The organism is Nocardia jejuensis NBRC 103114 (assembly GCF_001613145.1).
GTDB classification, from domain to species: Bacteria; Actinomycetota; Actinomycetes; order Mycobacteriales; family Mycobacteriaceae; genus Nocardia; species Nocardia jejuensis.
In genome coordinates this window covers 19,775-34,794 of record NZ_BDBU01000051.1, presented here as the reverse complement: position 1 = coordinate 34,794, position 15,020 = coordinate 19,775, and the positions used below count along the sequence as shown (strand labels likewise).

Genomic DNA, 15,020 nt, shown 5'->3' with positions numbered 1-15,020 from the left:
ATGAGGGAACCCGCCGAACCCGAACCCGCCGCGCCGGAACCGTCCGAGGGCGAGCCGGAACCGTTCGCACGCGAGCCGGAACCGTCCGAGGGCGAGCCGGAACTGTCCGCCGAAGGCGAGCCGACGCGCCGCTCGGGACGCACCGAGAACCTGGAAGCCGAACAGCCCCGGAGCATCTCGGCGTTCCTCACCCGGCCCGGCCCGGCCGCCGAACTGCCGCCCGCGGTCGGCGAGCCCGCCGCTCCCGAGACCGAGGCGACCACCCGCACCGAATCCGGCCCGCCCACCCAGGCCACCACCCGCACGGGGGCGAGCACCCAGGCCACCGCGCGGCCGGATTCGGGCAACGGCGCCGGAGGCAACGGTCCCGACGCGGGCACCCAGGCCGTCGCGCGAGCACCGTACGGCGGTGCGGAGTCGTTCGCGGGCAAGGGAACTCAGGCCTCGGGCCGCCCACCCGCGACCAGGCCCGGCACCGCCGGAGCGTCCGAGGGCGAGGTGCGGACCGGCACCCGGCCGTCCCAGCGCACCGCGCGCATGTCCCGGCCCCGGCCGGTGGTGCGGCGGCTGGGCGCGGGACTGGTGCCGATCCCGGCGGTCGAGCCGGTGGATCCGGAACAGGCCGTACTCGCCGACGCCGAGGTGTCCGAGGGCCGCCGATACTGCTGGCGCTGCGGGAAGCCGGTGGGCCGGGCCACCCCCATGCGACCGGCCCGGACCTCGGGAACCTGCGATACCTGCGGCGCGCCATACGATTTCAAGCCCTCACTGCACACCGGCGACCAGGTGGCGGGTCAGTACGAGATTCAGGGCTGTATCGCGCACGGCGGCCTGGGCTGGATCTATCTCGCCATCGACCGGAACGTGAGCGATCGCTGGGTGGTGCTCAAGGGCCTGCTGCACGCCGGTGACGCCGAGGCACAGGCGGTGGCGGTCGCCGAGCGGCAGTTCCTGGCCGAGGTCGCGCATCCCAGCATCGTGAAGATCCACAACTTCGTGGAGCATCCCGGGTCGGACGGGTCACCGATCGGCTACATCGTGATGGAGTACGTGGGCGGCCATTCGCTGCGGCACCTGCTCGATCAGCATCAGCGGCCCGAGCGCATGCCGGTCACCGAGGCCATCGCCTATGTGCTGGAGGTGCTTCCGGCGCTGGACTACCTGCATTCGGTGGGGCTGGCGTACAACGACCTCAAACCGGACAACATCATGGTGACCACCGATCGGGTGGAACTCATCGATCTGGGCGCGGTCGCACAGTTCGAGGCGTACGGAAACCTGTACGGCACCAGGGGTTTCCAGGCGCCGGAGATCGGGAACACCGGCCCGACGGCGGCCTCGGACATCTACACGGTGGGCCGGACGCTGGCCGTGCTCATCCTCGACATGCCGATGGAGAAGGGCGCCTACGTCGACGGCATCCCCGCTCCCGCCGATCAGCCGGTGCTGGCCCGGCACGAGTTCCTGCACCGGCTGCTGCTGCGCGCCACCGATCCGGATCCGGATCGGCGGTTCGGCTCGGCCCGGGTGTTCGCCAGCCAGCTCACCGGTGTGCTGCGCGAGATCCTCGCGGTCGAGACCGGGAACGAACATCCGCAGCTGTCAACGCTTTTCAGCCCGCCGCGGACCAGTTTCGGCACCGGCGAGCTGATCGCGCAGACCGACGGAATCATCGACGGCATCGCGCGCAGCACGCTGCTGGGCCCTAGCGACGTGATGGCCGCGCTGCCGGTTCCGATCATCGATCCCGCCGACCCGTCCGCGCCGCTGCTGGCGGGCGCGGCCCACCCCGAGGCCCGGCATTCGCTCGACGAGCTGCGCCATGCCCGGCAGCGCGCGGCGGCCGAACCCGGCGGCGCCCCGGACACTTTCGAACTCGAGGTGACCCTGGCCGAGGCGCGGGCGCATCTGGATCTGGACGAGCCCGCAGCGGCCCGCGTCCTGATGGAGCGGGTGGCCGAACAGTCGCGCGCGCCCGCCGGCGATTGGCGGATCGACTGGTATCTGGGTCTGACCGAACTGCTGGAACGCGAGTACGAACGCGCCTTCGGCCGTTTCGACGCCGTGCTCGAGGCGCTGCCCGGTGAGATCGCACCCAAGCTGGCCCTGGCCGCCACCGCGGAACTCGTTCTCCAGCACTGGGATTCCCCCGATCCGGAGGAATGGCGGGCCTACGCCGAGAGCTACTACGCCACTGTCTGGCGCACCGATCGCGGGGTGGTGAGCGCCGCGTTCGGCCTGGCCCGGCAGTTGGCCGCCGCCGGGCACATCGCCGCGGCGGTGCACGCCTTGGACGAGGTCCCGCCCGCGTCCAGGCACTTCGCCGAAGCGCGCATGACCGCGGTGCTGATGCTGCTGACCTCGGCGCCGGTCGGCGAGCTGGAGGAATCCACCCTGCACCTGGCCGCCGCGCGGGTACTGGCCCTCCCCGCGGGTGAGGCCCGCACCGCCCAGCTGCGAGTCTTCGTGCACGGCACCGCACTCGGCTGGTTGCAGGAGGGCCACACGCCCAAGAACCCCGACTCGACCCTGCTCGGCGCCCCGTTCGACGAACGAGAGTTGCGGCGCGGCATAGAGACCGGGCTGCGCTCCCTGGCCCGATACGCGCCGGGCCGCAGCCACCGCTACGCCCTGATCGACCTCGCGAACGCGGTCCGCGCCAAATCCTGGTTCTGAACCGCGCTCACGGACCGCGGTTCACGACGTCAGCCGACCAGCCTGACGGCCGCGCGTGCGATGGCAAGCTCCTCGTTGGTCGGCACGACCAGCACCGCGACCTCCGCGCCCTTGGGCGAGATGTACCGGGCCGAGCGATCTTTCGCGGTGTTGCGGGCCTCGTCGACCCGAATTCCGTAGCGCTCGAGCCCGGCGAGCGCGGCGGCGCGGACCGCGGCGTCGTTCTCGCCGACACCGGCGGTGAAGGTGATGGCGTCCACCCGCCCCAGCTCCACCAGGTACGCGCCGATGTACCGGCGCAGCCGATGGATGTACACGTCGAACGCGAGTTTCGCCGCGGCGTCACCGGTTCCGATGAGCCGACCGAGCTCCCGGAAGTCGTTGACCCCCGAGACGCCCTTGATCCCGGACTCCCGGTTGAGCAGGTTGTCCACCTCGTCGACGCCCATTCCCGCCTCGCGGATGAGGTGGAAGATGATGCCCGGGTCCAGATCTCCCGAACGGGTGCCCATGACCAGGCCCTCCAGCGGCGTCAGGCCCATGGTGGTGTCCACGGCCTTTCCACCTCGGACAGCCGATGCCGACGCGCCGTTGCCCAGGTGCAGCACGATCTGGTTCAGCTCGGTGCGGTCCCGGCCAAGGAAGTCCGCGACCTGACCGGACACGTACTCGTGCGAGGTGCCGTGAAAGCCGTAGCGCCGCACACCGTATTCGGCGGCCACCTTCGCATCGATGGCGTAGGTCTTGGCCGCGGCGGGCAGGCCGTGGAAGAAGGCGGTGTCGAACACCGCCACCTGCGGAACCCCGGGCAGCAGTTCCCGAGCGCTCTCGATGCCCACCACATTGGCCGGATTGTGCAGGGGCGCAAGGGTGGACAGCTCGGCGATCGCCCGGATCACCTCATCGGTCACCAGGGTGGGCTCGTAGAAGATCTCCCCGCCGTGCACCACTCGGTGCCCGACCGCGCGCAGACCCGCCTCGGCCAGGTCGTGGCCGCTCTCGGCGAACAGGTCGAACACCAGCTTCAACCCGGTCGCGTGATCGGGCACCGCGCCGTCGTGCTCGAAAGTCCTTCCCGCACTCTTGTGTTCGATGCTGGGCGAGCCCTCGGCGACGGGTTCGCCGATCCGCTGCACCACGCCGGAGGCGACCACATCGGCCGAATCCGGGTCCAGCAGCTGGTATTTGATCGACGAGGATCCGGAGTTGATCACCAGAACGTTCACGAGGCACTGCCTTCCGGAGTCGCCCCGGACTCCTGTTGGGCCTGAATGGCGGTGATGGCCACCGTGTTCACGATGTCCGCGACCAGCGCGCCGCGCGAGAGATCGTTGACCGGCTTGCGCAGACCCTGCAGCACCGGGCCGATGGCGACCGCGCCGGCGCTGCGCTGTACGGCCTTGTAGGTGTTGTTGCCGGTATTGAGGTCCGGGAAGATGAACACCGTCGCCTGCCCGGCGACCTGGGAGTTGGGCAGTTTGGTCTGCGCGACCGTCGGCTCGATCGCGGCGTCGTACTGGATCGGGCCCTCCACCAGCAGTTCCGGCGCCCGCTCGTGCACCAGTTTGGTCGCCTCGCGGACCTTGTCCACATCCGCGCCGGTCCCGGATTCGCCGGTCGAGTACGACAGCATGGCGACGCGCGGCTCGATGCCGAACTGCAGGGCGGTGCGGGAGGAGGAGATCGCGATGTCGGCCAACTGGTCGGCGGTCGGATCCGGCACCACGGCGCCGTCGCCGTAGACCAGCACCCGATCCGAGAGGGCCATCAGGAACACGCTCGAGACCGTGGCCACCCCCGGCACCGTCTTGATGATCTCGAAGGCCGGCCGGATGGTGTGCGCGGTGGTGTGCGCCGCGCCGGACACCATGCCGTCGGCCACGCCCATGTGCACCATCATGGTGCCGAAATACGAGATGTCGGCCATGAATTCGCGGGCGCGGTCGACCGTCATGCCCTTCTTGGCGCGCAGCCGGGCGTACTCCTGCGCGAACTCGTCGCGCAGCGGACAGGTGAGCGGATCGAGCACCTCGGCGGCCTCGATATCGAGGCCGAGTTCGGCGGCGCGACCGCGCACCGCGGTCTCGTCACCGAGGATGGTGAGATCGGCGATCTTGCGCTGCAGCACCCGGCCGGCGGCACGCAGGATGCGGTCGTCGGTGCCCTCGGGCAGCACGATGCGCTTGCGATCCGAGCGGGCGCGCTCGATCAGCTGATATTCGAACATCTGCGGGGTCGTCACGTTCGGAATGGGAATCTCGATCTGGCGCAGCAGTTCTCGCGCGTCCACCCGTTCCTCCATCAGGGCGAGCGCGGTGTCCACCTTGCGGATGCTGGAGAGCGAGATGCGGCCGCGACTGCGCGCGGCGGCCTTGGCGGTCTCGAAGGTGCCCAGATCCGTGGCCAGGATCGGAAGTCGCGGCTTGAGACCGGCGATCAGCCGGGCGATGGACGGCGCGGGCCGCATGCCGCCGTTCATGATGATGCCGGACAGCGACGGGAAGCCTTCCGCCTCATGGGCGTTCACCATGGCCAGCAGCACCTCGGAGCGATCGCCCGGTGCGATGACCGCGACACCGTCGGTCAGCCGGTCCAGAATGTGCTCGATGGTCATGCTGCCGACGATCACCTCGAGCGCCTCGCGGTGCAGCAATTCCGGGTCGCCGCTGTAGATTTCGCCGCCGATGGCCTGGCACAGCTCGTCCATGGTGGGAGCCTGCAGCAGCGGAACCTCCGGCAGCGCCCAGGACGGGACGGCCGCGGCGCGCTTCAAAGCGTCGGCGTCGGCCTCGAGCTCGTCCGGGTCGCACCGGTTGGCGATGACGGCGACCAGTTTCGCGTGCTCGGCCACCAGTTCGGTCCGGCACAGCTCCACCAGCTGCACGATCTCCTCGGGCGTGCGGCCCGATCCGCGCACGGTCAACAACACCGGCGCACCGAGATTCACGGCGATGCGGGCGTTGTAGCGCAGCTCGCTGGGGCTGGCGACATCGGTGTAGTCGCTGCCCAGGATGAGCACGGCGTCGCAGTGCTTGGCCACATCGTGATAGCGCATGACGATCTCGCTGATCGCCGCGTCCGGGTCGGCGTGCACCTGTTCGTAGGTGACGCCGACGGCCATGTCGTAGTCGACATCGGAGGTGGAGTGCTCGAGCAGAAGTTCCAGAATGTAGTCCCGCTCGGTCGCGGACCGCGTGATGGGACGGAACACGCCGACGCGCGGGGTGGTAGCGGCCAGCGCCTGCAGGACGCCGAGCGCCACAGTCGACTTGCCGGTATCGCCCTCGGGGGACGCTATGTACACGCTGGAAACCGGTGCCGCAGCCATACCCCGAGAGCCTACCGACCGTTATGTGCGGTTCACCCGGAGCACGCGGCACAAGTGCGGATCACCACACATATCCCTCGCCCCTTCCCATACGACACCGCCCCGCACCCTGGAAGGGTGCGGGGCGGAACGCGGTGCGAGAACTACAGCGCGCGCAGGCGCGGGCCCAGATCGCGCTTGAACAGGTCCAGGAAGCGGCGCTGGTCGTGGCCGGGGGCGTGGAAGACCAGGTGGTTCAGCCCGGCGTCCAGGTACGGCTTGATCAGCTCGACGGCCTGATCCGGATCCGAGGCGACGATCCAGCGCTTGGCGATCTGCTCGATCGGCAGCGCGTCCGCGGCGGCCTCTATCTCGATCGGATCGGTGATCGAGTGCTTCTGCTCCGGGGTCAGCGAGAGCGGGGCCCAGAAGCGCGTATTCTCCAGCGCCAGTTCGGGATCGGTGTCGTAGGAGATCTTGATCTCGATCATCCGGTCGATGTCGTCCACGGTCCGGCCGACCTTCGCCGCACCCTCCGCGACCGCGGGCATGAGCTTCTCGGTGTAGAGGTCCATGCCCTTGCCCGAGGTGCAGATGAACCCGTCGCCCGCGCGGCCCGCGTAGCGCGCGACCAGCGGGCCGCCCGCCGCGATGTACACCGGGATGCCGCCCTTGGGCACGTCGTAGATCGAGGCGCCGACGGTCTTGTAGTACTCGCCGTCGAAGTCGACGCGATCACCCGTCCACAGGGCGCGCATCAGATCCACCGATTCGCGCAGGCGCGCGAACCGCTCCTTGAACTCCGGCCATTCGCCCTGGTACCCGGTGGCGATCTCGTTGAGCGCCTCACCGGAGCCGACGCCCAGCATGATGCGATCCGGGTACAGGCAGCCCATGGTCGCGAACGCCTGGGCGATGACCGCGGGGTTGTAGCGGAAGGTCGGGGTCAGCACCGAGGTGCCGAGTTGGATGCGCTGGGTGCGCTCGCCCACCGCGGCCATCCAGGCGAGCGAGAACGGGGCGTGCCCGCCGTTGTGCCGCCACGGCTGGAAGTGATCGCTCACCGTGGCACTGTCGAGGCCGTGCTCCTCGGCCGCGACCGCGATCTCCACCAGCTCGCGCGGGCCGAACTGCTCCGCCGACGCCTTGTATCCGAGTTTGAGGTCCTTCACGTGCGCCACTCCTGTCGCCTTGTTGCGCTTGTGTCGTGCGGGCCCAACCTCCCGCGCGGCCGTCCGGGACGCCGGGTGGGCATCGGTGCGAACGGCCTTCTTCGCACCCTAGTCAGCGGTGTGTCGGGGGTCGCACCCACATCGGCGAACCCGGCCGTCAGCGCGGGTATTCCGCGTGTCGCGTTCGTTCGTGTGAAGTGGGTTTCGAAAAGTTCGCGGCCGGTGTGCCCCTCCGGCCGACACGCCGGACTTCGATAGCGGACAATTGACTCGTGACTTCCATCGATGAACCGATCCTGTCCTACCTCACCGACATGGACGGCGTCTTGGTGCACGAGAACCACCTGGTGCCCGGCGCCGACCAGTTCCTCGCCGAACTGCGCGACAACGAGATCCCGTTCCTGGTTCTGACCAACAACTCGATCTACACCGCACGCGACCTGCAGGCCCGGCTCAAGCACACCGGCCTGGACATCCCGGTGGAGTCGATCTGGACCTCCGCCCTGGCCACCGCGACCTTCCTCAAGGAACAGCGCCCCGACGGAACCGCCTATGTCGTCGGCGAATCCGGCCTCACCACCGCGCTGCACGAGATCGGCTACGTGCTCACCGACAGCAACCCCGACTACGTGGTGCTCGGTGAGACCCGCACCTACTCCTTCGAGGCCATCACCACGGCCATCCGGCTGATCTCGGCGGGTGCGCGTTTCATCGCCACCAACCCCGACGCCACCGGTCCCTCGCGCGAGGGCATCCTGCCCGCGACCGGTTCGGTCGCCGCGCTGATCACCCGCGCCACCGGCAAGGAACCGTATTACGTGGGCAAGCCCAACCCGCTCATGATGCGGTCGGCGCTGCGCCGGATCGGCGCGCACTCGCAGTCCACCGTCATGATCGGCGACCGGATGGACACCGACGTCATCTCCGGTCTGGAAGCCGGCATGCGCACCATCCTGGTCACCACGGGCATCTCCACCATGTCCACCGTCGAGCAGTACCCCTACCGCCCCACCGCGGTGTTGAAGTCCGTCGCCGACCTGGTCGGCAAGACCAAGGACCCGTTCAGCGTGTGAGATCCGCCCATCCCGGGTGACTCCGAGTTCATTTGCTGGAGAACCGAACTCGTCACACGGGCTGGATGTGCGGCCCCGCGTTCAGGACCGCCGTGCGCGGGCGGCCGTCGACGGAACGGTCGACGCTGTGCCACACCGACGCCGCCGAGCCGTGGGCGTTCCATCGGGCACCCGACCGTGCCGACGACTCAGCCCGCACGCCGCGACGATGCCCCGATCACTCGGTTTCCAGCACCTCCAGAGCGGCGGACAGTTCCGTCAGGGCGTCGGTGATCGCGGCGAGCCGCTCCGGCCCCAGTTTCGCGGCGAGCCGTGCCGAGATCTCCGCGTGCTGCGGGTCGATGCGCCGCACCGCCGCGAGGCCGGCATCGGTCACCGCCACCAGCTTCGCGCGCTTGTGCGCGGGGTTCGGCCGATACTCGGCCAGGCCCTTATCCACCAGCAGATCGGCGATGCGCTGCACGCTCTGGCGGGTGATCCCCATCTCGCGGGCGATGCCGGCCACCGGCAGCGGTTCGCGCAGCACCGCCCCCAGCACCTGCCACCAGGCGGCGGTGATGCCGGCCGGGCGGGCCAATTCCTCTGCGATGGACAGGAATTGGCCGTTCAGCTTGAAAGAGGTGATGGCGACCGTGCTGAACAGGTCCTGTTCGGAGCGGGTCATCTCACCTCCTGCATGCCGGGCCCGCCGAGTGCAGACGATTCTCCCGCATCACGCGACCGGGCCCGCCGTTCGGGCCTGTTCGTATTCGGCGAGCGCGAAGAAACCGGCCGGGTCGTTGTCTTTATAGAGGGCGAACCAGGCCTCGAGCACGCGCGGCTCGAACAGTTCGAGCCGCGCGAAGATCGCACGGGCGAAGTCCACCGGCGAGGTCCCGGTCGCGGTGATCAGATCACCGTCGATGACCGCGGGCTCGTGCGAGAAGTGCTCGCCACCCGAATATCCGCTCATGGCAAGGTATTGCGCCGCATTGCTGGTGTGCGCGCGGGCGTCGAGCAGTCCGGCGCTCGCCAGTCCGAAGGTCGCCCCGCAGATGGCCGCGACCGGAACGCCCGCCGCGAGGAACTCGCGCGCCTTGTCCGCGAATGCCGCGAGCGCGCCCGTCTCCCAGGTGGCCGAGCCGGGCAGGATCAGCATGGCGCTGTCCTGCGGCGCGAGATCCGCCAGCGCGAGGTCCGGAACGATCCGCATGCCGCCCATCGAGGTGACCGGTTCGATGCTCGGTCCCACCGTTTTCACCTGCCACGTTCCGGGTTCCCGCTGCCACAGCTCGCGGTGGATGTGAGCGGTGGCGTAGCCGGTCTCCCAATCGGAGAAGGTGTCGTAAACGGCCAGGTGCACTGTCTTCGTCATGACAGTATGCTGTCATATTTGACAGCATACTGTCAATATTCGAATCGGAAAGAGGCCCGCCACAGCGACCGACCCGGCATGACAAGAGATGGACCCGGCGACCGCTTCGGCAACGGCGAAGTCGCTGTCGCCGGGAGAAACGACGAAGGGCCGGAACACCGTCGAAAACGGTTCCGGCCCAAGGCCTACGGGTTCAGCGCGAGCGAATCAGCCCAGTGCGCGCTCGAGGTCGCCGAGCAGATCCTCGACATCCTCCAGACCGATGGAGATACGCACGACGCCGTCCGTGATCCCCACGGCCGCACGACCTTCCGCGCCCATGGCCCGGTGGGTGGTGGTGGCCGGATGCGTGATCAGCGACTTGGCGTCGCCCAGATTGTTCGAGATGTCGATGATGCGCAGTCCGTTGAGCACCTCGAAGGCGCGCTTCTTGGCCTCTTCGGGAGCGGCCTTCAATTCGAAGGTGACCACGGTGCCGCCGCCGGACATCTGCGCCTGCGCCAGGTCGAACTGCGGATGCGACTTCAGGAACGGGTACTTCACCCACGACACCGCCGGATGCTGTTCCAGGAACTCCGCGATCCGCAGCGCCGAGGAGTTGGACTGCTTCACCCGCAGCGGCATGGTCTCGAGACCCTTGAGCAGCGTCCAGGCGTTGAAGGGGCTCAGCGCCGGACCGGTGTGCCGCATGAGGTTCTTCACGGGACCGTCGATGTATTCCTTCGATCCGAGGATCGCGCCGCCGAGCACTCGGCCCTGACCGTCGATGTGCTTGGTGCCGGAGTAGACCAGCACATCCGCGCCGAGGTCGAACCCGCGCTGCAGCAGCGGCGTCGCGAAGACGTTGTCCAGCACCACCTTCGCGCCCGCGGCATGCGCGAGGTCGGTGACGCGGCGGACGTCCACCAGCGACTGCATCGGATTGGACGGGGTCTCGAAGAACACGGCCTGGGTGGGCACCGACAGCGCCTCTTCCCACTGCGCGATGTCCTCACCGTCGACGAACACCGTCTCGATGCCCCAGCGCGGCAGGATCTCGTTGCACACCACGAAGCAGGAGCCGAACAGGCTGCGCGCCGCGACCAGCCGGTCACCGTTGCCCAGCAGCGCGGCCAGCGCGGTGAAGACCGCGGCCATGCCCGAGGCGGTGGCGAAACACGCTTCCGCGCCGTCGATCAGGCGCAGCCGCTCCTCGAACATGGCGACCGTCGGATTGCCGTAGCGCGAGTAGACGAAGTGCTCGATATCGCCGGTGAACGACGCCTCGGCCGCCTCGGCGCTCTCGTAGACGAAGCCCGAGGACAGGAACAGCGCCTCGGACGTCTCCTCGAAACCCGAACGCCGGACGCCGCCGCGCACCGCCAGGGTGGCCGGGCCGACGCCTTCGGGCAGTGGCCTGTCGAACGCACCACCGGTGATCATGACTGCCTCCACGGAAGACCGTCGGCGCGCCAGCCGCTGCTGCCGCGATGTCCCTGCGCGTCGAGCGCGCCTTCGAAACCTTCGGAAACATTGAAGGAGGGTTCGTATCCGGACGCGGTGGCCGCCGTGGCGGCGCCGATGGACCGCTGCCCGGAACGACAGATGAAGATCACCGGCGCGTCCGAACCCGAATCCCGGTCCGTGAGAGCCTGCTTCAGCTGGTCCACGAAGCGATTGTTGGGCGTGCCGGTGGTGTCGACCCACTCGATGAGCTTGGTCGGACGGCCGATACCGCTGGTGTCGGGCACGCCGACGAAGCGCCACTCGGCCTCGGTGCGCACATCCACCAGCACCGCATCCGGGTTGTCACGCAACAGTTCCCACGCCTGCTTCGGCGTCAAGTCACCCGCGTAGCTCATGTCGAACCTCCTGTGAATCCGCACTTGCCGCGCCGCTGTCCGGCGCGTGGCCAGGTCGTCACCCGGAGCACCCCACCGCGGAGGAGGGTTGCCGACCAGCCAGCCGGGGCTTGACGCTGGTACTCATGACCTGGGTTGAGATTGACCGAGGCAAGGCCCGGCTGTCAAACCCTCACCGCACGCGCGGGCGCGCGTGCGGTGCGCGAGCCCCCGACAGCCGTCCCCATCAGGCGTTCAGGCGGTGCAGACGAGCCAGGTGGAGTCGGCTCTGGTGAAGTGCCAATTCCCGGTGGATTCGCGGCCCTCGACCCGGAAGGTGACGTCGGCGGTGGCCTTGTCCCCCTCGATCGCGGTGTTCTCGACCTTGACCAGATCGATCTTCTTGCCGCTCGCACCGGGGAAATTCAGCGGCGAACGGTTCTCGTCGAAATTCGCGCAGGCGGTGCTCGCGTCGAACGAGTCGGTCTCGCTGCGGGATTGGACGAAGTTCCGGGCGGCGATCGCGACGCGACCGGAATCTGTGAGATTCTTCTCAGCCGGCGAGAGCAGCGTGGAGACCACGATTCCGGCCACGACCAACACGATCACACCCGCGGCCACCAGGAACGGCAGCATGGACCGGGTTTCACCCTGATCGATCGGGATCGGCGGCTCCGCGGTGACCTCGGCCGATCCACGCGCCGAACGGGCGGAATCGCCGGTCGGCTCGCCGGATTCGGGGCTGGGTTCGCTGGGGTCGGCCATGGCTTGATCATGCCTGGTCGGCGCGGGTGTCCGGCGCGCGGCGCCATCCGACGCCGTGAACGGGCCTCGCGGCGGTTCGCCACACCGGCGCGGTCGGGCGTCCGGCCGCACCGATAGAATCACGACAATTCCCGCCTACCGGCGGGAATAGCCTCACTACGCAGCAACGCTGCAGCGTCGGGGGCCGGAGACGGCACCACCCCGTAGCCAGGGCGTCAACTTAGCCTAAGCTAAGAAAGACGGCCAAGACCGACGGCAAGATCGTTTCGACCCAAAGGGTGCGCGAGAGAATGACCGAACAGAGTGCAGCGACTACTCGTCCGCTACGCATTGCGATCGTGGGCGCGGGCCCGGCCGGGATCTACGCCGCCGACGCCCTGATGAAGTCCGATGCCCCCACCGGTTTCGACGGAGTGAGCATCGACCTCTACGAGCGCATGCCCGCGCCGTTCGGCCTCATCCGCTACGGCGTCGCGCCGGATCATCCGCGCATCAAGGGCATCATCACCGCCCTGCACAAGGTGCTCGACAAGCCGCAGGTCCGCCTGCTCGGCAATATCGACTACGGCGTCGACATCACCCTCGAGGACCTGCGCGGCTTCTACGACGCCGTCATCTTCTCCACCGGCGCGAACGCGGACCGCGCGCTCGACATCAAGGGCATCGAACTGGACGGCAGCTTCGGCGCCGCCGACTTCGTGTCCTGGTACGACGGCCACCCGGACGTGCCGCGCACCTGGCCGCTGGAGGCGGAGAAGGTCGCGGTTCTCGGCGTCGGCAACGTGGCCCTGGACGTGGCGCGCGTGCTCGCCAAGACCGGTGACGAACTGCTGCCGACCGAGATCCCGCCGAACGTCTACGAGGGCCTCAAGTCCAACAAGGCGCTCGAGGTGCACGTGTTCGGCCGCCGTGGACCGGCTCAGGCCAAGTTCACGCCGCTGGAACTGCGCGAGCTCGACCACTCGCCGACCATCGAGGTCATCGTCGATCCCGAGGACATCGACTACGACGAGGGTTCGGAAGCGGCCCGCCGCCACTCGAAGCAGGTCGACATGATCTGCAACACCCTCGAGCAGTGGGCGATCCGCGACGTCGGCGCCCGCCCGCACAAGCTGTTCCTGCACTTCTTCGAGAGCCCGTCGGAGATCGTCGGCGACGCCGACGGCAAGGTCGTTGGTCTGCGCACCGAGCGCACCTCGCTCGACGGCACCGGAAACTGCAAGGGCACAGGCGAATTCAAGGACTGGGACATCCAGGCCGTGTACCGCGCCGTGGGCTACCTGTCGCAGAACATCCCGTCCCTGCCGTTCGACGAGCAGGCCGGGACCGTGCCGAACGAGGCCGGGCGCGTGCTCGCCGACGAGAACGCCGACGGCGCCGAGCGCTACGTGCCGCAGACCTACGTCACCGGCTGGATCAAGCGTGGCCCGGTCGGCCTCATCGGCCACACCAAGGGCGATGCCAACGAGACCGTCGCGTGCCTGCTGGACGACGCCGCCAACTTCACCCCGGCCGTCGAGCCGGGGCTGGACGCGGTGACCGACTTCCTCGAGGGCAAGGGCGTCCCGTTCACCACCTGGGCCGGCTGGTACCGCCTCGACGCGCACGAGCGCGCACTGGGCGAGCCGGAGGGCCGCGAGCGGGTCAAGGTCGTCGAGCGCGAGGACATGTTCCGGGCCAGCGAGCCGGACAAGACCGCCAACCCCTCCTGACCTGCACGAATCCGACAGGCGGACAAGGTCATCCACACTTGTCACCGTTGTGAGGCATGCTGATCACGTGTTCGATGCCCATGTCCACATCATCGATCCGCGGTATCCGCTGGTCGAGAACGAAGGTTACCTGCCCGACCCGTACACCATCGGCGATTACCGCAAGCGCATGTCGCGCCTGGGTATCGACGGTGGTGCGGTGGTCATCGGGTCCTTCCAGGGCACCGATCAGAGCTGGCTGACCGCGGCCCTCGCCGAACTGGGCGAGGGCTGGGTGGGCGTCACCAACCTGCACGTGGACGCGACCGACGAGGAGATCCTGGCGCTGGATCGCGCGGGCGTTCGCGCGCTGCGCTTCAACCTCAAGCGTGGCGGCGGCGATATCGTCGGGCTCACCATGCTCGCGCTGCGGGCGTACGAGCTGGCCGGTTGGCATGTCGAGCTGTACATCGACGGGTCCATGCTCGGCTCGCTGGAACCGGTCATCACCAAACTTCCCGTGCTCGCGATCGACCACATGGGCATGAGCGACGAATGCCTGCCCTACCTGCTGAACCTCGTCGATCGCGGGGCCAAGGTGAAGGCATCGGGCTTCGGCCGCGTCGCCATGGACGTCGGGATGGCACTGCGCAAGATCCACGCGGTCAGCCCCGAAGCGCTCATGTTCGGCTCCGACCTGCCGGGCACCCGCGCCGGACGGCCGTTCCGGGACACCGATATCGACGTCATAGCCACCGCGGTCGGTTCGGATCTGCATCGAGTGCTGGATGACAACGCGCGCGCCTTCTACCGCCTGCCCGCCAAGGAACGGCACTTGCAGGACCCGAATCCGACCCTGCCGATGCCCGGCTCGGCGGCCCGCCCGGAATCGGATTCACCGACGCTGCGGCTGCATCGCTCGGAATTGCCCACTCCGCCGCCGAGCACCGTGCCGTTTCCGATCATCCAGCCGGGGCCGCCGCGTCAACCGGGTCGTCCCCGGCAGATCAGCCGTCCGCGCCCGGGGCAGCCGCGCAATCCCGTCGACCCCGGTACGCCCGCCGATCCGCGCAATCCGGCCGACCCGCGAAACCCGGCGAATCCGCGAAATCCCGGCGAGGGCCGGAATCCGCACCGCCGCAACCGGTTCGGCTGATCGCGC

The 15,020-nt window shown here is 68.7% G+C and carries 12 protein-coding genes and 1 riboswitch; of the genes, 4 read left to right on the top strand and 8 right to left on the bottom strand.

Features of this window, described 5'->3' with window-relative positions:
* The gene (locus NJ1_RS32630) at positions 1–2,676 is read left to right on the top strand and encodes a serine/threonine-protein kinase (protein ID WP_084479091.1); all 2,676 of its coding nucleotides are present in this window, start codon (positions 1–3) and stop codon (positions 2,674–2,676) included.
* Positions 2,677–2,705: 29 nt separating this feature from the next.
* On the opposite strand, the gene NJ1_RS32625 is transcribed toward NJ1_RS32630, so the two are convergent.
* From NJ1_RS32625 to fgd, 3 genes are all read right to left on the bottom strand, one after another.
* The gene (locus NJ1_RS32625; RefSeq protein WP_067702352.1) at positions 2,706–3,902 is read right to left on the bottom strand and encodes an acetate kinase; all 1,197 of its coding nucleotides are present in this window, start codon (positions 3,900–3,902) and stop codon (positions 2,706–2,708) included.
* On the bottom strand, positions 3,899–6,004 hold the full coding sequence (gene pta / locus NJ1_RS32620) for a phosphate acetyltransferase (RefSeq protein ID WP_067702349.1): 2,106 nt from the start codon (positions 6,002–6,004) through the stop codon (positions 3,899–3,901). Before pta ends, NJ1_RS32625 begins: the two co-directional genes overlap by 4 nt.
* A gap of 143 nt (positions 6,005–6,147) precedes the next feature.
* On the bottom strand, positions 6,148–7,155 hold the full coding sequence (gene fgd / locus NJ1_RS32615) for a glucose-6-phosphate dehydrogenase (coenzyme-F420) (protein WP_067702422.1): 1,008 nt from the start codon (positions 7,153–7,155) through the stop codon (positions 6,148–6,150).
* Between the two features lie 272 nt (positions 7,156–7,427).
* On the opposite strand from fgd, the gene NJ1_RS32610 reads away from it, so the two are divergent.
* Positions 7,428–8,228, top strand: a complete 801-nt coding sequence (locus NJ1_RS32610; RefSeq protein ID WP_067702346.1) for an HAD-IIA family hydrolase — start codon at positions 7,428–7,430, stop codon at positions 8,226–8,228.
* Positions 8,229–8,445: 217 nt separating this feature from the next.
* Here the strand turns inward: NJ1_RS32610 and NJ1_RS32605 are convergent, their stop codons facing one another.
* The 5 genes from NJ1_RS32605 to NJ1_RS32585 form a co-directional block, all read right to left on the bottom strand.
* Positions 8,446–8,892 carry a MarR family winged helix-turn-helix transcriptional regulator gene (locus tag NJ1_RS32605; protein ID WP_067702343.1) on the bottom strand — a complete coding sequence of 149 codons (447 nt, stop codon included), beginning with the start codon at positions 8,890–8,892 and terminating at the stop codon, positions 8,446–8,448.
* Positions 8,893–8,940: 48 nt separating this feature from the next.
* Positions 8,941–9,582: a type 1 glutamine amidotransferase family protein gene (locus tag NJ1_RS32600; RefSeq protein WP_067702340.1), complete on the bottom strand. Its 642-nt coding sequence runs from the start codon at positions 9,580–9,582 to the stop codon at positions 8,941–8,943.
* Positions 9,583–9,789: 207 nt separating this feature from the next.
* Positions 9,790–11,004 (bottom strand): O-succinylhomoserine sulfhydrylase, encoded by a 1,215-nt coding sequence (locus NJ1_RS32595; protein ID WP_067702414.1) that lies wholly within the window; start codon positions 11,002–11,004, stop codon positions 9,790–9,792.
* Positions 11,001–11,423 carry a rhodanese-like domain-containing protein gene (locus tag NJ1_RS32590; protein ID WP_067702337.1) on the bottom strand — a complete coding sequence of 141 codons (423 nt, stop codon included), beginning with the start codon at positions 11,421–11,423 and terminating at the stop codon, positions 11,001–11,003. Before NJ1_RS32590 ends, NJ1_RS32595 begins: the two co-directional genes overlap by 4 nt.
* 15 nt (positions 11,424–11,438) lie before the next feature.
* A riboswitch (SAM riboswitch) is annotated at positions 11,439–11,554 on the bottom strand.
* A gap of 103 nt (positions 11,555–11,657) precedes the next feature.
* On the bottom strand, positions 11,658–12,167 hold the full coding sequence (locus NJ1_RS32585) for an Rv0361 family membrane protein (protein WP_067702334.1): 510 nt from the start codon (positions 12,165–12,167) through the stop codon (positions 11,658–11,660).
* A gap of 290 nt (positions 12,168–12,457) precedes the next feature.
* Here NJ1_RS32585 and NJ1_RS32580 point away from each other — a divergent pair, with 290 nt between their 5' ends.
* Together NJ1_RS32580 and NJ1_RS32575 are read left to right on the top strand one after the other, a co-directional pair.
* Complete coding sequence (locus tag NJ1_RS32580) at positions 12,458–13,879, top strand: FAD-dependent oxidoreductase (protein WP_067702331.1); 1,422 nt, start codon at positions 12,458–12,460, stop codon at positions 13,877–13,879.
* Between the two features lie 67 nt (positions 13,880–13,946).
* Positions 13,947–15,014, top strand: coding sequence for an amidohydrolase family protein (locus NJ1_RS32575; RefSeq protein WP_084479090.1), 1,068 nt, complete (start codon positions 13,947–13,949; stop codon positions 15,012–15,014).
* Positions 15,015–15,020: the final 6 nt, after the last annotated feature.

Excerpts from the sequence above, each read along its gene's own strand:
- NJ1_RS32590 (WP_067702337.1), bottom strand. The coding sequence starts at position 11,423 with ATGAGCTACGCGGGTGACTTGACGCCGAAGCAGGCGTGGGAACTGTTG.
- NJ1_RS32585 (WP_067702334.1), bottom strand. The coding sequence starts at position 12,167 with ATGGCCGACCCCAGCGAACCCAGCCCCGAATCCGGCGAGCCGACCGGC.
- NJ1_RS32605 (WP_067702343.1), bottom strand. The coding sequence starts at position 8,892 with ATGACCCGCTCCGAACAGGACCTGTTCAGCACGGTCGCCATCACCTCT.
- pta (WP_067702349.1), bottom strand. The coding sequence starts at position 6,004 with ATGGCTGCGGCACCGGTTTCCAGCGTGTACATAGCGTCCCCCGAGGGC.
- NJ1_RS32580 (WP_067702331.1), top strand. The coding sequence starts at position 12,458 with ATGACCGAACAGAGTGCAGCGACTACTCGTCCGCTACGCATTGCGATC.
- NJ1_RS32595 (WP_067702414.1), bottom strand. The coding sequence starts at position 11,004 with ATGATCACCGGTGGTGCGTTCGACAGGCCACTGCCCGAAGGCGTCGGC.
- NJ1_RS32630 (WP_084479091.1), top strand. The coding sequence starts at position 1 with ATGAGGGAACCCGCCGAACCCGAACCCGCCGCGCCGGAACCGTCCGAG.
- NJ1_RS32600 (WP_067702340.1), bottom strand. The coding sequence starts at position 9,582 with ATGACGAAGACAGTGCACCTGGCCGTTTACGACACCTTCTCCGATTGG.